The 17,318-nt window shown below is 50.7% G+C and carries 21 protein-coding genes and 1 other annotated feature; of the genes, 2 read left to right on the top strand and 19 right to left on the bottom strand.

Features of this window, described 5'->3' with window-relative positions:
- Nucleotides 1-73 precede the first annotated feature (73 nt).
- Genes pheA through EDM59_RS17795 form a run of 5 tightly spaced genes read right to left on the bottom strand, consistent with a single transcriptional unit; the run spans nt 74 to nt 4,736 of the window.
- Nucleotides 74-937, bottom strand: coding sequence for a prephenate dehydratase (gene pheA / locus EDM59_RS17815; RefSeq protein WP_122924814.1), 864 nt, complete (start codon nt 935-937; stop codon nt 74-76).
- 23 nt (nt 938-960) lie between these two features.
- Nucleotides 961-1,890, bottom strand: coding sequence for a homoserine kinase (gene thrB, locus EDM59_RS17810; RefSeq protein ID WP_122924813.1), 930 nt, complete (start codon nt 1,888-1,890; stop codon nt 961-963).
- Nucleotides 1,887-2,969 (bottom strand): threonine synthase, encoded by a 1,083-nt coding sequence (thrC, locus tag EDM59_RS17805; RefSeq protein ID WP_122924812.1) that lies wholly within the window; start codon nt 2,967-2,969, stop codon nt 1,887-1,889. The genes thrB and thrC overlap by 4 nt, the downstream gene beginning before the upstream one ends.
- The gene (locus EDM59_RS17800; protein ID WP_122924811.1) at nt 2,966-4,270 is read right to left on the bottom strand and encodes a homoserine dehydrogenase; all 1,305 of its coding nucleotides are present in this window, start codon (nt 4,268-4,270) and stop codon (nt 2,966-2,968) included. The genes thrC and EDM59_RS17800 overlap by 4 nt, the downstream gene beginning before the upstream one ends.
- A 22-nt stretch (nt 4,271-4,292) precedes the next feature.
- Nucleotides 4,293-4,736 carry an ACT domain-containing protein gene (locus EDM59_RS17795; protein ID WP_122924810.1) on the bottom strand — a complete coding sequence of 148 codons (444 nt, stop codon included), beginning with the start codon at nt 4,734-4,736 and terminating at the stop codon, nt 4,293-4,295.
- A 188-nt stretch (nt 4,737-4,924) separates the two neighbouring features.
- Here EDM59_RS17795 and EDM59_RS31095 point away from each other — a divergent pair, with 188 nt between their 5' ends.
- Nucleotides 4,925-5,077: a hypothetical protein gene (locus EDM59_RS31095; protein ID WP_183192942.1), complete on the top strand. Its 153-nt coding sequence runs from the start codon at nt 4,925-4,927 to the stop codon at nt 5,075-5,077.
- A gap of 73 nt (nt 5,078-5,150) precedes the next feature.
- On the opposite strand, the gene EDM59_RS17790 is transcribed toward EDM59_RS31095, so the two are convergent.
- The 9 genes from EDM59_RS17790 to EDM59_RS17750 all read right to left on the bottom strand — a co-directional run bounded on the left by EDM59_RS17790 (nt 5,151) and on the right by EDM59_RS17750 (nt 12,457).
- The gene (locus EDM59_RS17790; RefSeq protein ID WP_122924809.1) at nt 5,151-6,329 is read right to left on the bottom strand and encodes an NAD(P)/FAD-dependent oxidoreductase; all 1,179 of its coding nucleotides are present in this window, start codon (nt 6,327-6,329) and stop codon (nt 5,151-5,153) included.
- 42 nt (nt 6,330-6,371) lie between these two features.
- On the bottom strand, nt 6,372-6,812 hold the full coding sequence (locus tag EDM59_RS17785) for a helical membrane plugin domain-containing protein (RefSeq protein WP_122924808.1): 441 nt from the start codon (nt 6,810-6,812) through the stop codon (nt 6,372-6,374).
- A gap of 290 nt (nt 6,813-7,102) precedes the next feature.
- Nucleotides 7,103-7,768: a PilZ domain-containing protein gene (locus tag EDM59_RS17780; protein WP_122924807.1), complete on the bottom strand. Its 666-nt coding sequence runs from the start codon at nt 7,766-7,768 to the stop codon at nt 7,103-7,105.
- Between the two features lie 8 nt (nt 7,769-7,776).
- Complete coding sequence (gene obgE, locus EDM59_RS17775; protein WP_122924806.1) at nt 7,777-9,054, bottom strand: GTPase ObgE; 1,278 nt, start codon at nt 9,052-9,054, stop codon at nt 7,777-7,779.
- Between the two features lie 16 nt (nt 9,055-9,070).
- On the bottom strand, nt 9,071-9,652 hold the full coding sequence (locus EDM59_RS17770) for a Spo0B C-terminal domain-containing protein (RefSeq protein ID WP_092269543.1): 582 nt from the start codon (nt 9,650-9,652) through the stop codon (nt 9,071-9,073).
- 189 nt (nt 9,653-9,841) lie between these two features.
- Nucleotides 9,842-10,141 (bottom strand): 50S ribosomal protein L27, encoded by a 300-nt coding sequence (rpmA, locus tag EDM59_RS17765; protein ID WP_122924805.1) that lies wholly within the window; start codon nt 10,139-10,141, stop codon nt 9,842-9,844.
- A gap of 1 nt (nt 10,142) precedes the next feature.
- Nucleotides 10,143-10,496 (bottom strand): ribosomal-processing cysteine protease Prp, encoded by a 354-nt coding sequence (locus tag EDM59_RS17760; protein ID WP_092269546.1) that lies wholly within the window; start codon nt 10,494-10,496, stop codon nt 10,143-10,145.
- Between the two features lie 15 nt (nt 10,497-10,511).
- Nucleotides 10,512-10,823, bottom strand: a complete 312-nt coding sequence (gene rplU, locus EDM59_RS17755; protein ID WP_122924804.1) for a 50S ribosomal protein L21 — start codon at nt 10,821-10,823, stop codon at nt 10,512-10,514.
- A 10-nt stretch (nt 10,824-10,833) separates the two neighbouring features.
- Nucleotides 10,834-10,911: a sequence feature (ribosomal protein L21 leader region), on the bottom strand.
- A gap of 61 nt (nt 10,912-10,972) precedes the next feature.
- Complete coding sequence (locus EDM59_RS17750; RefSeq protein ID WP_246011097.1) at nt 10,973-12,457, bottom strand: Rne/Rng family ribonuclease; 1,485 nt, start codon at nt 12,455-12,457, stop codon at nt 10,973-10,975.
- Between the two features lie 123 nt (nt 12,458-12,580).
- On the opposite strand from EDM59_RS17750, the gene EDM59_RS17745 reads away from it, so the two are divergent.
- A complete protein-coding gene (locus EDM59_RS17745; RefSeq protein WP_425455989.1) occupies nt 12,581-13,120 on the top strand; it encodes a GNAT family N-acetyltransferase in 540 nt (179 codons plus the stop codon).
- Here EDM59_RS17745 and EDM59_RS17740 read toward each other — a convergent pair.
- The 5 genes from EDM59_RS17740 to minD all read right to left on the bottom strand — a co-directional run bounded on the left by EDM59_RS17740 (nt 13,117) and on the right by minD (nt 17,301).
- Complete coding sequence (locus tag EDM59_RS17740) at nt 13,117-13,878, bottom strand: M50 family metallopeptidase (RefSeq protein WP_425455995.1); 762 nt, start codon at nt 13,876-13,878, stop codon at nt 13,117-13,119. The two genes, EDM59_RS17745 and EDM59_RS17740, sit on opposite strands and share 4 nt — an antisense overlap.
- 64 nt (nt 13,879-13,942) lie before the next feature.
- Complete coding sequence (locus EDM59_RS17735; RefSeq protein WP_122924801.1) at nt 13,943-14,725, bottom strand: M23 family metallopeptidase; 783 nt, start codon at nt 14,723-14,725, stop codon at nt 13,943-13,945.
- A 159-nt stretch (nt 14,726-14,884) separates the two neighbouring features.
- Nucleotides 14,885-15,085, bottom strand: a complete 201-nt coding sequence (locus EDM59_RS17730) for a cold-shock protein (protein ID WP_005832370.1) — start codon at nt 15,083-15,085, stop codon at nt 14,885-14,887.
- A gap of 233 nt (nt 15,086-15,318) precedes the next feature.
- On the bottom strand, nt 15,319-16,449 hold the full coding sequence (locus EDM59_RS17725) for an FtsW/RodA/SpoVE family cell cycle protein (RefSeq protein WP_122924800.1): 1,131 nt from the start codon (nt 16,447-16,449) through the stop codon (nt 15,319-15,321).
- Between the two features lie 57 nt (nt 16,450-16,506).
- The gene (gene minD / locus EDM59_RS17720) at nt 16,507-17,301 is read right to left on the bottom strand and encodes a septum site-determining protein MinD (protein WP_122924799.1); all 795 of its coding nucleotides are present in this window, start codon (nt 17,299-17,301) and stop codon (nt 16,507-16,509) included.
- Between the last annotated feature and the right edge of the window lie 17 nt (nt 17,302-17,318).

Raw genomic sequence — 17,318 nt, 5'->3', positions numbered from 1 at the left:
ATGCACCCATGGGCGTTTTGCTCCTGGGTGTGCCCCTTTCTTAGAGGGAATCTGAAAAAGAAAAAAGCCAACTCTAGGAGTTGACTTTTTGCATGTAAAACGGATAGGTCCCCAATTGCCGTACCCCACAGCCGATGGCTTCAATCTCCGCAAACGCACCTGGAAGCAGCACATCGTCCATTTTTTGTTCAATGTCGATCACAAAGAAATAGCTGCCCAGCCCTTTTTTGGTAGGACGGGATTCCAGTCGGGACAGGTTGATCTTTCGCCAAGCAAAAGCGGCGAGCACCTGATAGAGCGCACCCGGAAAATCCTCAGGGAGGATCACCTGGATCGTCGTCTTCTCCCGATTGGAAACTGGCAGCTCAATCGGCTCTTTTCCGACCAAGACAAAGCGGGTATAGTTGTTTGAAAAGTCTTGAATATGTGACTGTGCCACTTCCAGAGGATAAATATCCGCATTGAGGCGAGTCCCGATGGCTGCCCACGGCTCATCCGGATGTTCACTCACTGTCTGGGCTGCCAGAGCCGTACTGTTTACATTCTCCACTACAGCCTGCGGCAGGTTTTCTCGAATGAAATGAAAGCTTTGGGCAATCGCCTGAGGATGGGACATCACCCGGGTAATAGCCGACAGCGGCAACGGCTGATCGCGCTTCGCTACCAGCAGATTCTGGGTAATCGGCAGAGCCAATTCAGCCAGGATCGGCAAATCAACCTCATGAATCAACCAATCCAATGTGGAGTTCACAGTGCCTTCAATCGAGTTTTCGATGGGTACAATTCCGTAATTCACTTCATCTTTGGCTACTGCATTCAACACTTCAATAATGCTCGGGTACGGCACGTAATCCATCGGGGTCTCGATCGGAATCGAACGAGCAGCCTCTTCAGAAAACGTCCCTCTTGGCCCGAGAAATGCAAGTTTGTTCAGCATGGCGTTTCTCCTATCCACTTTATCTACGTCTGATGGATTTCGACCTGCACGCCATGTTCATCCGGTTGCAATATCATCACACGATACGAGATGCCGTGACTGTTCATCACATTGTCTACAAACCCTTGTAATTTTTCCCGCTGTTCGTCCGTCGAGAAAAAACAAAGGATTGTCGGACCAGCACCACTCAACGCCGCCCCTAATGCTCCGTGGGCTGTTGCTCCATCCAGGATGTCTTTTAGGCCAGGAACAAGCTCTGCGCGGTACGGCTGATGCAGCCGATCCCCCATTGCTTGTCCTAACAGGTCCAGCCTGCCTTGCGCCAATGCGGCCGTAAGCAGGCTGCTATGACCAACATTATATACAACATCCTGCTTGCTGTACACCTGTGGCAATACGTTTCGCGCTTTTTCTGTCGACAGAGGGAACTCGGGTATGACTACGAGTGCCTGCAAACCAGCAGGAGGTGCGATGCGAATATAAGGGATGGGTGAACCAGCCTTCTCGGGCATAGTAGCTACGATAATGCCACCGAACATGGAGGCTCCTGCATTGTCCGGATGGCCTTCCATCTCCGTAGCAAACTGGAAGAGTTCTTCTCGGGTGAACGGCTCCCCAGCTAAGTGATTGGCAGCAACCAAAGCCCCAACAATCGCTGAGGCGCTGCTTCCCAAGCCTCTTGTCAGGGGGGCGTCACTAGAAGCGCGAATCGAGAGCTCCGGGGCTGGCAAGCCTGCTTTTTCAAAAAGCGTGCAGGCAACCTGATAAAGCAAGTTGCTTTTGTCTGTCGGAGCGCCTTGCAGCTCCTTGCCCACGATTTCAATCGTTGTTTTCTCGCTAAGCTTCATCTCCACGACGGAATACAACTGGAAAGCCAGGCCCAGGGCATCAAACCCTGGACCCAGATTCGCCGTACTCGCTGGAATGGTGACCTTTACGAGGCTGCCATTCATGACCGAACTTCACTCCCTCTTTGGCTTACCAAAGCCATAACGGCTTCACGCGTGGCAGGAACGGAGCGTGGCTCTTCCCCAACCAGCCCCAGTGCGATATTCGGGTCCTTCAGACCATTTCCGGTAAGCACGCAAGCCACTTTCGCACCCTCAGGAAGCTTACCTGCCGCCTTCAGCTTCAAAATACCGGCAAGAGATGCTGCAGAAGCGGGCTCGCAAAATACGCCTTCGCTTTTGGCAAGCAATTGATACGCATGAAGAATTTCTTCGTCTGTTACGCTGTCAACCAGACCGTTTGATTCGCTGATGGCGTTCAGGGCGCCATCCTTGCTGGCAGGATTACCGATGCGGATCGCAGTCGCGATCGTTTCCGGATTCGGTACGGGCTGCCCATGAACCAGTGGAGCAGCTCCTGCTGCCTGGAAGCCAAACATGCGCGGCAGGCTTTGCGACTTTCCTGCTGCCTTGTATTCTTTAAACCCTTTCCAGTAAGCAGTGATGTTGCCCGCATTCCCTACTGGAATGGCGAGAATGTCAGGAGCATCTCCCAATGCGTCACATACCTCAAAAGCCGCTGACTTCTGGCCCTCAATGCGGTATGGATTTACCGAGTTGACAAGGGTGATCGGCTCATTCGCCGTTATTTCCCGAACAATATTTAAGGCTTCATCAAAATTGCCATCGATAGCAATGACTTCTGCACCGTACGCAATCGCCTGGGCGAGCTTGCCCAGTGCGATGTTTCCGCTAGGGATCAAAACGATGCAACGGAGCCCGCAACGAGCTGCATACGCGGCTGCAGCGGCTGAAGTATTCCCGGTGGAAGCACACATGATGGTCGTGCTTCCTTCCTCCACCGCTTTGGCTACCGCCATCACCATACCGCGGTCCTTAAAGGATCCGGTTGGATTCAAACCCTCATACTTCACATACAGCTCGACACCCAGCTGCTTTGACAAATTTGCTGCATGGATCAGAGGGGTATTCCCTTCATGCAGGCTAACTAGTGGTGTTTTATCTGTGACCGGGAGAAATTCCCGATAACGTGCGATAATCCCTGATTGACGATCTTGACTCATTTTTGTTCTCCCCCTTCCACGCGGTAACAGCTTTTGACTTTGGTGACGATGTCCATTTGTTCCATGTAGGCGAGCACGCCATCCATGTCACTCTTCGAAGACAAGTGAGTGATCATGATGATCTCTGCTTCTTTGTCGTTGTTATACGGCTGTTGAATGACCTGCTCCAAGGAAATGTTTTTGTCAGCCAACAGCTGGGTAATTTGTGCAAGCACGCCACGCTTGTCGGCCACGACGATGCGCAGGAAATATTTCGAAAGCTTTTGGCTGTCATCTTTGAGGATTTTCTCTTTGTACGGAGCCACCATGCCCCGTCCATTTACGCCGAGCTTTCGATTTTTCACTACGGTCACCAGGTCAGAGACAACAGCTGTCGCGGTGGGCAGCTCCCCCGCACCCGGCCCGTAGAACATAGTCTCTCCTACCGCTTCTCCGTGAACGTATACGGCATTAAATACGCCGTTCACAGACGCCAGAGGATGGGATTTTGGAATCATCGTCGGCTGTACACTGACTTCGATCGCTTCTGCATCCCGACGAGCCAAGCCCAGCAGCTTGACTTCATAACCGAGCTGCTTGCCGTACGCAATATCTTCCTTGCTTACGCCGCTGATTCCTTTGACGTCGACATCCTCGAGCTTCATCGGGACACGGAAGCCCAGCGTTGCCAGGATCGCCATTTTACGAGCCGCATCATAGCCTTCCACATCAGAGGTCGGATTGGCTTCCGCATATCCAAGCGCCTGTGCTTCTTTCAGTACGTCAGCATATTCGGCGCCTTCCTGACTCATTTTGGACAGGATGTAGTTCGTGGTTCCATTGACAATCCCCATCATTTTTGTGATGCGATCGGACGAGAAGCCCTCCACCAGTGCGCGCAAAATCGGGATTCCCCCGGCAACGCTCGCCTCGTAGAACACGTCACAGCCCTTCTCCTGCGCTTTTTTCAAAATCTCGGCGCCGTGCAGCGCCATCAGATCCTTGTTAGCTGTGACAACGTGCTTGCCGCGCTCCAGTGCGCCCAAGATAAAATCCTTCGCCGGGTGAATGCCCCCGATTACTTCCACGACCACTTCAATTTCCGGATCTTCCAGAATATCTGCCGGATTCGTCGTCAACTTGCCTTCCATCGCCACAATATTGCGGGACTTTTCTGCGTCCTGCACGAGAATTTTAGTGATCTCGATTCCCAGTCCGGTTTGTTTTTGCAGATCCTCTTGATGTGCCTGAATGATTCGAACGACTCCGGTACCGACCGTTCCGAACCCCAACAGCCCTAGTTTTATCGTTTGCTTCTCCATGTTCTCTCCCCCTACCCTTTTTCTACCCTCTACCTACGATCATTGCTTTGCGTACGCCGGGTAATTGTTGTAAGCCATCCAAGAATTCTGTGCTGGAAACCCTCATATGCGCCATATCCACGGACATGGAAATCGAAGCAATTCCCTGCAACGGTATCGTTTGATTGATGGTTAATACGTTTCCGCCCTGATCCGCCATGTAGGTCAGCACTTTAGACAGTAAGCCAGACGTATGCTCCAGCGAAAATGTGATGGTCATAATCGTCTCGTTCATCATGGAGTTGAAAGGGAAGATGCCATCCTTGTACTTATAAAAGGCACTCCGACTCAATCCCACCCGTTCCACAGCTTCATTCACCGTATCCACTTCGCCTGATTCGAGCATTTTTTTGGCCTCGATCGTTTTGACGATGGATTCTGGCAGGATGTCGGATCGAATTAAATAAAACTTTTCATCCCGTTTCATCCGTTGTGTCCTCCTGAGAAAAACAGTTGTTTCTTCATAGAGGACATTATAACCTTTTCAACTTGCTGTGACAATCCTTGTTAGCCAATTTTTTTCATGGAATGATATTCAGTTCACTTGTGCTTACATGACGATGGCCCGCTTCGTACAGAATAGAAACGATTGATTCCACAGGAGGTGACTTTTACATGGCAGGAAGAGGTAAGACAGACAAGTCCGAGCGTCGCAACAATCATCCTCCTGGAAAGCCGAGCGATCTTGACCAATTTGGCACGCAGACCCAGGGCAAAAAGATGGCGCAATCCCCGAACATTGTTGAGGATCCAAGCGGTAACGGATAAACGACTGAATGAAAAAAACCCGGGAGTAAGATCCCGGGTTTTGCCTTGTTGTCTGTTCTTCTACATGAAGAGATTAATATGCCAAAGAGGACAAACCATTGATGTGTGACAGGTAACGAACGTTACTTGCTTCCTTCATCAAGGAAGCTGGCAAGCCTTTCAGCTTGATTTGGCTAGCGCCGATGGTACCGATTGCATCTTTGCGTCCCAAGCTGCCCAGTGTACCGGAGAATACAGGTACGAACGTTTCCATTTTGGTACCGTTGAAATAAGCGAAGAGGTTGTAGCCTACTACTTCCCCCATTTGCCATGCCAGCTGAGCTGTTGGCGGATATGGACGACCTTCTGGACTCATCACCACTGCGCTGTCTCCAGCCAGGAATACTTCAGGGTGAGAAGTGGATTGCAGGTTTTCTGTGACAGTCGCGCGTCCACGGTTTACTTCGATGCCGGATTCCGCTACAACGTGATTTCCTTGTACGCCACCCGTCCAAACCATGGTTTTCGTTTCGATGGTGTTGCCGTCTTTCAGGAATACAGTGGTTTCTTTCATTTCCGTTACAGGTACTCCTGTCAGGAAGGTCACGCCGCGTTTTTCCAGGCTTGTTTTTGCTCGTTCAACCAGCTCAGGAGCAAAACCAGCCAGGATGGACGGACCCGCTTCCACACAGTACAAGGATACGTCTGCGAAGTCTACGCCATGCTTGTGGCACAGGGTAGGCAGCATATCTGCGAATTCCCCTACCAGCTCGATCCCCGTCAGACCGCCACCACCGACAACGAATGTAGCATCTGCTTTGTCCTTGCTTTCTTTGTAAGCCACGATGCGTCCTTCTACGTGTGCACGCAGGCGGTTTGCTTCTTCTACAGACTTCAGCGTAAAGCTGTACTCTTGCAGTCCTGGAATGCCGAAGAAAGCTGTTTCGCTGCCCAGTGCGACAACAAGTGCATCGTATTTAATGGACTCGCCACTCGCCAAAGTGACACGCTGCGAATCCAGGCCGATTTTTTCAACCGAGTCGATAACCAGGTGAATGTCTTTGCCACGCAGCAATCTTTCCAAAGGCAATGCCACGTTTTGCTCAGACAGGTTGCCTACTGCCAAACGGTGCAATTCGGTGATGATTTGGTGAGTAGGAAAACGGTTTACAACCGTGATAGTAGCTTCTTCAGCTGTCATGTATTTGCGGGCAGTCAATGCGCTCAACAATCCGCCGTAACCGCCGCCCAGAATCAAAATATGCTTCGACATGCGTTGGTCCTCCCGTCCTTGTCTTTCGTTCGTTATGTGTGGTTAGCGCTTTTGTTGCTCGCGCTCAGCGAGTACTTCCAGGAATGCTTGAGCAAAACGCAAGGTTTTTTGTACTTGCGGATCCTTCAGCATTTTGAGCATACCAAACAAACCGATCGTAGACGACTCGACGTGAGAACGATCGTTAGCTTCGATTGCTGCTTGGGCGATCCCTTTTGCTTTGTCTTGGATCGGTTTGACGAACTCTTCCATTCCGCCTTTGAGGTCCTGGATCAGTACTTGGTCATTTGCCACTGTCTGTACCAGATCGTACGTCTTGGTCAGGATCGTTGTCATCTCTGCCAATTTAGGCAAATTCGCCACCAAAACAGTTAACGATTCTTGGATTTCCGGTTTCATCAACTGATCGAGCACATCCATTTGCTCGGGTGCCAGAGCCGCTGTAGCAGCTGCTTCAGCTTGTTGCGTAGTTGTTTGTGACATAAGAAAACGTCCTCCTTTGCTTTGGAATAGAGGCCTGGTATTCTCGTTGCCTGTTCATCCGAGTGACGGCCGAAATTCACCCTGTATCCGATAGTCTAACCTATTTGTTCTATTTTTCACAAAGTGCAGTATGCAAACGGATGGAAATATCAATGTGCAATATTTCACAAGTTGATATAACAGGCTAGTCGCTCTTCCAGATCAATTCTAGGGAACAGGCACGAATAAGAACTCTATGCCTATACTATATACCTTCTTCACAGGAACAGCAAAGGAAAAAAACCGCTTCTTCAGTAAGAAGCGGCGGTCGACAGTTTTTTATAATAATCTTTGATGACTTGATGATGTTTGTCATGAATATCCGTAAAGATCAATTCAATCACTGTCTGCGTGTCCTGAAACGTCTTTTCTACCACTTTTGCCATTCCGACAATCTCCATCTGCTGGTTCGGTACTGTAAACGACAAATGGATGAAGTCACCCTTTGACACGTAGGAGTCGGTACGAAGCACCAACCGAGTCGGAGAAAATTTGAGCAGGTCCGCTTCTCCTTTTTCCTCGATCGGTCTTGCTCCCATCACCTTGAACGGAACGTGAATCGGCCTGTCTGGTGAGACTAGTCCGCTTTTTCCCATCGCCACGATTTCTACGCCTATCGCGATCGGGATCAATGCCAACAGCTTGATCGGCCATATCGTTTGCTCTTGTACGACTTCCAGATCAACGGTGTTGACAGACGCATCCGTCTCCCACCGCAAACGCACGGTTGAACCAATCAGTGCTGTCTTGGCTTCCGCGTTCATCTCGGTGGAAACTACGAGATACCCACCTTTTACATGCTCCACCATGACTTGCAATGGTGTCTTGACTTGCCTGGAGATCATCATCGGTAAAATGGATCCGCGCTGGAACCGTTTGTCAGATAGAAATGGGCTAAGAGATGGGACATCCGTCATGGTTTTCGTCACTCCACGAAATCAAACTCAAGCTTACCGATGCGTACGGTATCTCCATCACGGGCACCGTGCTTGCGCAGGGCTTCGTCCACTCCCATGCTGCGCATGATTTTGGCAAAGCGCTGAGCGGCATCGTAGCTGTTCAGGTTGGTCATTCTAACCAGCTTTTCAATTCTATCCCCACTGACTACGAACACGTCGTTGTCACGTGTGATTTCAAATGGATCCGGCTCTTTCTCAGCCTTGAACACGACGCGTTCTTCGACTTCAGCCACTTCTTCGACAGCTGGCTTGTCCGGAATCGTCGCCAAGAGATCACCGACGGCATACATCAGTTCCTGAACGCCTTCCTGAGTAGCCGCAGAAATTTCGTAAACCGTCACACCCGGGACTTTTTCCTTGAAGCGTGCCAGGTTCTCTTGGGCATCGGGAATGTCCATTTTGTTGGCAGCCACGATTTGCGGCCTGTCTTCCAGCTTCAGGTTGTAAAGCTTCAGCTCGCGGTTGATCTGCAAATAATCCTCGTACGGGTCACGCCCGTCGACGCCTGCCATGTCAATCACGTGCACGATCAAACGCGTACGCTCGACGTGACGCAGGAACTGATGACCCAGTCCAACGCCTTCATGCGCCCCTTCGATCAAACCTGGCAGGTCGGCCATGACAAAGCTGTTCTCCCCCACTTCCACCACACCGAGGTTTGGTGTCAGCGTCGTGAAGTGATAAGCGGCAATTTTCGGCTTGGCTGCAGTCACGCTGGACAACAGAGTAGACTTCCCTACACTCGGATAGCCAACCAATCCTACATCTGCAATCAGCTTCAGCTCCATCACGATGTAGCGTTCCTGACCCGGTTCCCCGTTTTCAGAGATGTGCGGAGCTGGGTTGGAGGAGTTGGCAAAACGCATGTTTCCTCTACCGCCGCGCCCGCCTTTTGCAATGACCGCTTTCTGGCCATGCTCGACCAGATCCGCGATCACTTCTTTGGTATCATCATCGATGACGGTTGTTCCCGGTGGCACGCGCACCAGCATGTCTTCCGCGCCTGCGCCGTGCTGACCTTTATTGCGGCCATGCTCCCCACGCGGTCCTTTGAAGTGCTTCTGGTAGCGGAAATCAACCAGCGTTCGCAGTCCTTCATCTACTACAAACACAACATCTCCGCCGCGACCTCCGTCACCACCGGCTGGTCCACCTAATGGAACGTATTTCTCCCGGCGAAAGGAGACGGCTCCGTTTCCCCCGTCCCCGCCTTTCACATAAATCTTTACCTGATCGACAAACATGGTGTCACCTCTTTCATTACGCGAATGGAATCCGCAAATCCAAAATCCATTCCTCTTCCGTATGTATCCACTCGGTGACCTCCACCGTACTCTGTTCATTTTTACGTATCAGTTTTTCCAGTTCTTCCAATCCGGATGCACATAGCTTTCCGGCCAGGTCAAAACGAAAATGAACGCCGCATGCGTCCGCTACCAAGGAAAGCTGCATGCTCGCAGGTTCATAGCTGTTAGGATCTACATGATCGTTCACTGTGCATAATATCTCTGACATCAGCTGAAACAATTGCTGCTCACTCAGTGCGACCCTCATCAGGTCCACTTCGTTGCACACTTCTACTTCCAAAAGCATTTCCTTGTTCAGCGCATTAAATGTCAAGAAAAAGACAGACAACAGAGAGCTGTTCAAACGGGCGATCATGCTTTCTTGCATAGCCAGCTCCGCAATGCGTTTTAAATGCGCTTCTCCCTGTTCAGTACGGTTCAAATGCAAATAGCCGAGCAGAACCTGAACGTGGTTCAACCAGTCATGCCGCTGCCGGTTCAGTACGGTTAGCAGCTGGTCAGTTTGCTGCGTAAACAGCCTCCGCTCGTCCCTCATCACATTCACCCAAGTCGATAAGATTTCTTTCTGTCCTATTGTACCACAAAAAATTCCCGTATAAATAAGAAAACCTCTACTGAATCAAACAGATCGCTATCCTTTATTTTCCCCTTTTCTCCAAAGAGAAAACACCCATTAGAAAAAGAAAAACCCAGCAACAAGGCTGGGTTTCCTTTCATCCACTATTTACGCTTCAGAAGCAACTGGTTCGATCACAACTTGTTTGCGATCGCGGCCCAGACGTTTGAAACGAACAACGCCGTCTGCTGTTGCAAACAGAGTGTCGTCTCCGCCCTTCATTACGTTAGTACCTGGGTAAATCTTCGTACCGCGTTGGCGAACGAGGATGTTTCCAGCTGTAACGAATTGACCGTCACCACGTTTCACTCCCAGACGTTTGGAAATGGAATCGCGACCGTTCTTTGTGGAACCTACCCCTTTCTTCGAAGCGAAGAACTGTAGGTCTACAGGAAAACGAAAGTTCATGTCAGACACCTCCTTGCCATTTTGTATCATGAACCGTAACGTATTTTCCGTATGATTCAGCAATCATAAACAGAGAGACAACCATGCCCTCAGCTAAAAGCTGCTGCTTTTCGCTGACCAGCGGGTCTTCTACAGGACGCACGTTCCATTTCAGGAAGCCGCCATCCTTCTCTGCGAGCTGAACATCCGGATCACTATTGAGCAAAAGATCTACGGCATTAATCGTTCCCATACTCACCGCTGATACAGCAGAGCAGACGATGTCTGAACCATGCTTAGCAGCGTTGGCATGTCCCGAAACGGTAATGGCTTCAATCTCATTTTGCTCATTTCTCTGCACTTTTACGGTAATCATCGGATTCGCCCAAAATTAAGCGTTGATTTTTTCAATCACAACTTTGGTGAATGGTTGACGATGACCTTGCTTGCGACGGTAGTTTTTCTTGGCTTTGTATTTGTACACGATAATTTTAGATTGTTTACCGTGTTTTTCTACTTTACCAGTTACCGTAGCACCAGCAACAGTAGGAGCACCTGCAGTTACTTGACCGTCCTTGTTTACCAACAGAACTTTGTCAAAAGTAACAGCTTCACCTTCGTTGCCAGCCAGTTTCTCGATGAAGAGAACAGAACCCTCTTCAACTTTGTATTGCTTTCCACCGGTTTCGATAATTGCGTACACTGTGTGCACCTCCTATACTCAGACTCGCCCCAGCAGGTGCGTCGCAAGCGACGGCTTATGTACCTGATTCGTGCGGTTACAGTATGCACGAGACATAGCTGCATGACAAACCTTAGGTTATCACAGCAAAGAGCGCCCAGTCAAGTCATTTACGATTGTTTTCCGTACAATCGCTTGGCTTCTTCTGTGCGACCTGCGTACACGATCCGATACTCGTCCGGCTTTAACGCAGGAGCTTCAATCAGGAACAAGTGCACAGGCCACAGCTTCAGTTGCTCGCTGCCCAGCTCAGACAAAGGTTGATACAGCCGTTTCGGCAGTTCAATTACCGCTGCCTCTGCCTCTTGGCCTTTCGCAAGAGACGTCAGCTCACTGCATAGACGGCGCTTCATTTCATCGACCGACCATACTCGGCCACGGCCTTCGCACGCAGCACAAGGTTCCGTCAATCTCTCCGACAAGCTCGCACGCACGCGCTTCCTGGTCATTTCCACAAGTCCAAGAGCAGTCATGCCTAAAACGGTGGACGGCACAGGATCACGGGCGAGCTCCCGTTTCAGCACCGCCAATACCTTCTCCTTGTTCGCCGCTTCCTTCATGTCGATGAAATCGATGATAATAATCCCGCCAATATCTCGAAGCCTAAGCTGTGCTGCCATTTCTACAGCAGCTTCCACATTCGCGGCAGTAATCGCCTGTTCCCTTTGCTGGCCGCCTTTCCCTGTGAATGCGCCCGTATTGACATCGACAACCGTCATCGCTTCTGTTCGATCGATGACCAGATGCCCCCCGCTTTGCAGCGGTACCTGCCGATTCAATCCCCGCTGAAGCTGCGCATCGATTCCCAGCTGCGTAAATAACGGCTCTCTTCCCTGGTACGCGCGCAGCTTGTTCAAGTCTTCCTCGGCAAACACCCGCATCACTTCTTTTACCTGCTGAAGCGTAGGACCGTGCTCCACCAGCACTTCCTCCACACCCCAAGCAGCCAAGTCTCTGATGATCGACTCTAGCAGCGCCATTTCTCTCGTCACAAGTCCAGGACCCTTTACCTGGTCTGCATGAGCCATGATTTCGCGCCAACGCTTCTTCAAATAAGCCAGTTCTTCGCGGAGCCTATCTTCTGGCGCGTCTTTCGCCTCCGTCCTTACGATGATGCCTTCTTCAGGTGCGAGATGCGCTGAAAGCTTCTCAGTGAGCTGCTGTCTGACTGCCGGATCGGTAATCTTGCGGGAAAGGGATACACCTGCTTCTACCGGGAGATACACGAGGAACCTGCCCTGCAAGCTAATCCGCGCCGTCACTTTCGGCGCCTTCAGCTCCGTGCCTTCCTTGCTCACCTGTACGATCACCTTTTCACCGACCTGCACACGCTCGCTGATATTCGCTTTGCCAGGTGCAGAACCTCTCCTCGGCAAGGTGTCATCCACATACAGATAAGCATTTTGCCCAACGCCAATATCGACAAACGCGGACGAAATCCCTGGCAAGACATCCGCGACCCGACCGCGATACACATCTCCTGCCAAAACTCCCTGCCCTTCGTTCTCCTCACGCCACTCAAGCAACCGCCCGTTTTCGAGCAATGCGGCTCGCAGCACACCACCGCTCCCGCTGATCGCTACTTGTTTCAACACAACCACACTCCCATTTCCTGCTTGTCCCGTACTCATTAGCCCGAAAAAAAGGACTTTCGGACTTCCAGGAAGTAATCCTATCACAGGTATTTGGAAAAGAAAAGGCAAGCTGCCAAAGGAGAAATGACGATGAGAGCTGCCTTGTTGAAAATGCGTCCCCTGCTTTTGCAGGATGCTCCTTTCTTGGTTACGTGGCTTTCGGACGAGCGCGTGCTTCACTATTACGAAGGACGTGATCGCCCTCATGATCTACAGCTTGTTCATGAGCATTTCTACCCGAAAGATGACGATACGTCCCGCTGCCTGTTTCTCTATGACGGACATCCTATCGGGTACGGCCAGTATTACCCGCTGGATCAGGAGAGCAAGCAGGCGTACGGATATGATCCTTCTAGCATCATCTACGGCATAGATCAATTCATCGGGGAACCGTCGTACTGGGACAGAGGCCTTGGGACCTTCCTCGTTCAAACCCTTCTCGTTCACCTGTCTACGCATTTTGGCGCTCAGAAGGTTGTTCTCGATCCGCAGGCTTCCAATGCTCGGGCGATACGCTGCTACGAAAAATGCGGCTTCCAGAAAGTAAAATGGCATCCTCGTCACGAATGGCACGAAGGAAGCTTGCGAGACTGCTGGCTTATGGAGTGGAATTCCCTTTCTTAGACAAGCTGACCGATCTTGGCATCGTGTTTCTGCTCAAAAAGTAAAGCATGCAAAAGCTGTTCCTCTGGAAGCAGCCCGGCTCCCTGAACGTAAAACAGATGGGAGCACCCTCGCCTCAGCTTGTGCGCAACCTCCAGAACCGTCTCTCCCGGCTCGACACTGAGTGCCTGAACGGCGTATTCATCCGGCTGCCGAACGTATTTTTCCATGAGAAAACGAAAGAATTGATAGGGAAAACGAAGAAACGCTTGAATATTGACCGCAAGCAGGTATACCCCGATCACAAGCACGTTGATCTTAAGCTCCCATGCCGACAAGCCTACCAAGAGACCCGCCAGGAGCGTACTGCCTGTCAACGAAATGATCGCTGCTTGGCGGTAAGGCATAAACCAGCACAGGATCGCCTGGACAATTCGCCCGCCATCGAGCGGCCAAATGGGAAGCAAATTAAACAAAGCGATCGTCACGTTGCTGATCAGAAAGAAGTACGCCCATTCCTCTGTCCATATGCCCGTGTACCAGAACAAGTAGGAGACAGCCATCATTACAACATTCAAGAATGGTCCAGCCAGCGCTACCACGATTTCATCCAGCGGGTCGGTCGCATAGGCATCCTCCATCGTTGCGACTCCGCCGAAGGGCAGCAGCTGTACCTCCGTCACGGTCCAGCCCAGCTCACGCGCCATCGCTACATGGCCAATCTCGTGGATGAGCACAATGACGAACAGCGTAAGGACCTCTAAAAAATGGCCCGTCATGATCGACAGGCCAATAACCGCCCAGAACAGCAAGTGAATGCGAATGCGAACCCCAAAGAAAGCTCTACTCAAATGGGATCACATCCAGCGGATTCACGAATTGATCCTCCTGCTTGACCCCCAGATAAAGATGCCTGGAGCTGTTGTTCACCGCCCTTGCCACTCCGATTTCCTGCCCTGCCTGCAAAACATCATCTTTTGCTACAGCGACTCGCTCCAGATTTCCAAACCACACTTCGCGATCTTTCGTTAAACGGACAACCACGGTCGTACCGTATCCTTGCTTTTCCCCCACATATGTGACCCAACCCGTTTCACCAATCGTTACCTGATCATCCAAAGCCGTGGTCAGTACGACTTTTGCACTTTTCGGTTCAAAGAACTTGACTACCTTCCAGTTCGCCGGCAGTTTCCAAGCATCCACCTGTTTTGTCGTCGTACCCGCTGCAGGTACAGCATTCGGACCATGTAGAGAAGGAAGCAGAGTAGGCAACGAGCCAAACCGTGCTTCATACCAATCGGCCACACCCGAAAAATTAAAGTCGCGGGTCATGACTTCACGTGCCGAGTTTTTCCACGTTGCGGGAATGAGCGACGTCTGAAAGAGCAAGTAAGCTGCGCCGACTAACAGTACCGATGCAAGAATTTGCAGCCCCCACGTCTCATGTGAATGGCGGTGATTCACCGGATCTTCCTCTTTGAGGGAAAAGGCGAACGGCTCCGCAGTAGGCTCAATAGGATCCTTCCAATCATCCACAAAAGGCGAAAAGCTGTCCCGCGGCTGCATGCGGATCCGCTCTAACCTCTCCCGTCTTCTCTCTTTCACCCGATCGACTTCACGAAACATCCTCATCCCTCCGCAGGCCAAGCCTTTGTACCATCTTATGACTTGTCTACCTGCTTTATGACCCGTGTCCAGGTGGGCATTTCGTATCAATAGGTTCTTGAAAAACAAAAAAGACAGTCTCCCCATTGAGAGACTGCCTCTGAATCTGCCGAAGTTAAATTACAGTTTAGTTACGCTAGCAGCTTGAGGTCCACGGCTACCTTGAACGATTTCGAACTCAACCTTTTGACCTTCGTCCAGAGATTTGAAACCTTCTGACTGGATCGCGCTGTAGTGTACGAATACGTCGTCTCCACCTTCAACTTGGATGAAGCCGTATCCTTTTTCCGCATTGAACCATTTTACGATACCTTGTTGCATGAAACAAAACCTCCCTGAACATTACGCCCCACGAGGCGAAAAAGTGTAGCGTCAACCCTTTTTTACAGAAAGCTTTTTGCGTCAAGGAAAAAAGTCGTACATAGCTGAGATTGACAAATGGTTCGTCACACTCAACCGGTACGACTCCATAACCAATCCATCAAACACTATTACTTGTAAAAATGGTTAACTTAGGATGATTTTATCACAGCGCCTTCCATTTGTCACGCTTTTTAGTCAAAACGCAGCTTGTCCTTGCGCATGCCGACATTCAAAACTACACCGATAATCAGGAAGTTCGTAATCAGCGAGCTCCCCCCGTAGCTAATAAAGGGAAGCGGAATCCCGGTGATCGGCATCAACTGGATCGTCATGCCGATGTTCTCAAAGATTTGGAAGGTCAGCATGCCGACCACACCCGCTACTACATAGGAGCCAAATGGATCTTTGGCTTCCATCGCGATACGGATCATGCGATAAATCAAAAAGAAGAACAGGATCATTAGAAGCCCTGCACCCATAAACCCAAGCTTTTCTGCAATGACCGTGAAGATAAAGTCGCTCTCCCCGACCGGAACCCAACCGAAGCTCGCTTGCGTCGGTGTATCGATTCCTTTTCCAAAGAGCTGGCCAGAGCCAATCGCGATCAAAGCCTGCTTTAGCTGAAAGCCTCTTCCCATCGCCTCCAGATCCGGATCCATCCAGAAGATGATCCGATCCCATTGGTACGGCTTGATGATCTTAAAGAAAATCTCCTGCTTGTATTGATAAAGCAGCGTCATACCAGCAAAAAAGCTGCCTACAAGAGCTCCCACGTAGACGACATGCTTCAAGCGGATCCCACCGACAATCAGCATTGTTGCAAGCATACCGGTATAGACAAGGGCCGTCCCCAAGTCAGGCTGTATCAGAATTAACAGCAGCGGAACGCCTACGAGCGAGGCCACCGGGATGAGCTTGTAAAAATAGTAAAACCGATCCGGATCCTCGGCCCGCTTTGCCATGAACCGGGCTACCGTCAAAATGGTGAACAGCTTCATCGGCTCTGACGGCTGCAGCAGCACAGGTCCCAGATCATACCAGCTTGTTGTATTGTTGATCGGCTTTGTCTGAAAAACCCCGATCAAGAGGATCAGCCCGATCGCGTACAAAACATACGACATGTTGTAGAACAGGCGGTAGTCAAACAACAAGGTACCCACTAGTACGGCAAATCCAACGATGTACCAGACGACCTGCTGATGAGCTTTATCGACACCTGCGGCAGAACCGGAGATTCCCAGGTAACTGAAGATCCCGAGCCCCACCAAAATCATGATGATGGTCCAGTCGACAGTTTTCAAATGTCGTTTTTCCAGGTCCATGCTCGTCCTCCTAGAAAACGTGGCTCCCACCTTTTTCAGACGGGAGCCATGCCTAACCTATTTCAAGCCAAAAAACTTGCGCATTTTATGGAACATCCCTGCTTTTTCTTCTAATGGCTGCAGGGGTACAGCTTCACCCAAAAGTCTGCGGGCAATATTGCGATACGCGATGGAAGCGCGAGACTCGTGGTTCATCACAGCTGGCTCGCCTTGGTTTGCTGATTTGATGACATGATCATCATCCGGTACCACACCGATCAAGTCAATGGCGAGCAAATCCAGAATGTCCTCTACATCCAGCATATCACCATTTTTCACCATATGCGAACGCACACGGTTGATAACCAGCTTCGGCATGCCGACCTTTTCGCGCTCCAAGAGTCCGATAATCCTGTCAGCGTCACGTACTGCCGCTTTTTCCGGTGTCGTAACGACTATCGCCTGATCAGCACCAGCCACTGCATTGCGGAAGCCTTGCTCAATTCCGGCAGGGCAGTCGATGATGACATAATCGAATTCTCGTTTCAATTGCGTAACGATTTCTTCCATTTGTTCAGGTGTAACTGCAGACTTGTCTTTCGTCTGGGCAGCCGGCAAAAGCGACAGATTTTCAAATCGCTTGTCCTTAATCAATGCCTGCTGCAATCGGCATGCGCCTTCTGCAACGTCGACCAGATCGTAAATGATCCGATTCTCCAAGCCCATGACTACATCCAGGTTGCGCAGACCGATATCCGTATCGACCATGCACACCTTTTGTCCCAGCAAAGCAAGCGCAGTACCTAAATTCGCGGAGGTGGTCGTCTTACCCACGCCGCCTTTCCCCGAAGTTACGACTATTCCTATCCCCACGTCCGTTCCCCCTCTTC

The sequence above is a fragment of the Brevibacillus nitrificans genome, assembly GCF_003710965.1.
GTDB classification, from domain to species: Bacteria; Bacillota; Bacilli; order Brevibacillales; family Brevibacillaceae; genus Brevibacillus; species Brevibacillus centrosporus.
This window is presented reverse-complemented; position numbering and strand designations above follow the sequence as displayed.

Bases quoted from the DNA above. Each gene is read 5' to 3' on its own strand.
- pheA (WP_122924814.1), bottom strand. From the start codon at position 937: ATGCTGAACAAACTTGCATTTCTCGGGCCAAGAGGGACGTTTTCTGAA.
- thrB (WP_122924813.1), bottom strand. From the start codon at position 1,890: ATGAATGGCAGCCTCGTAAAGGTCACCATTCCAGCGAGTACGGCGAAT.
- thrC (WP_122924812.1), bottom strand. From the start codon at position 2,969: ATGAGTCAAGATCGTCAATCAGGGATTATCGCACGTTATCGGGAATTT.
- EDM59_RS17800 (WP_122924811.1), bottom strand. From the start codon at position 4,270: ATGGAGAAGCAAACGATAAAACTAGGGCTGTTGGGGTTCGGAACGGTC.
- EDM59_RS17795 (WP_122924810.1), bottom strand. From the start codon at position 4,736: ATGAAACGGGATGAAAAGTTTTATTTAATTCGATCCGACATCCTGCCA.
- EDM59_RS31095 (WP_183192942.1), top strand. From the start codon at position 4,925: ATGGCAGGAAGAGGTAAGACAGACAAGTCCGAGCGTCGCAACAATCAT.
- EDM59_RS17790 (WP_122924809.1), bottom strand. From the start codon at position 6,329: ATGTCGAAGCATATTTTGATTCTGGGCGGCGGTTACGGCGGATTGTTG.
- EDM59_RS17785 (WP_122924808.1), bottom strand. From the start codon at position 6,812: ATGTCACAAACAACTACGCAACAAGCTGAAGCAGCTGCTACAGCGGCT.
- EDM59_RS17780 (WP_122924807.1), bottom strand. From the start codon at position 7,768: ATGACGGATGTCCCATCTCTTAGCCCATTTCTATCTGACAAACGGTTC.
- obgE (WP_122924806.1), bottom strand. From the start codon at position 9,054: ATGTTTGTCGATCAGGTAAAGATTTATGTGAAAGGCGGGGACGGGGGA.
- EDM59_RS17770 (WP_092269543.1), bottom strand. From the start codon at position 9,652: ATGAGGGACGAGCGGAGGCTGTTTACGCAGCAAACTGACCAGCTGCTA.
- rpmA (WP_122924805.1), bottom strand. From the start codon at position 10,141: ATGAACTTTCGTTTTCCTGTAGACCTACAGTTCTTCGCTTCGAAGAAA.
- EDM59_RS17760 (WP_092269546.1), bottom strand. From the start codon at position 10,496: ATGATTACCGTAAAAGTGCAGAGAAATGAGCAAAATGAGATTGAAGCC.
- EDM59_RS17745 (WP_425455989.1), top strand. From the start codon at position 12,581: ATGACGATGAGAGCTGCCTTGTTGAAAATGCGTCCCCTGCTTTTGCAG.
- EDM59_RS17740 (WP_425455995.1), bottom strand. From the start codon at position 13,878: ATGACGGGCCATTTTTTAGAGGTCCTTACGCTGTTCGTCATTGTGCTC.
- EDM59_RS17735 (WP_122924801.1), bottom strand. From the start codon at position 14,725: ATGTTTCGTGAAGTCGATCGGGTGAAAGAGAGAAGACGGGAGAGGTTA.
- EDM59_RS17730 (WP_005832370.1), bottom strand. From the start codon at position 15,085: ATGCAACAAGGTATCGTAAAATGGTTCAATGCGGAAAAAGGATACGGC.
- EDM59_RS17725 (WP_122924800.1), bottom strand. From the start codon at position 16,449: ATGGACCTGGAAAAACGACATTTGAAAACTGTCGACTGGACCATCATC.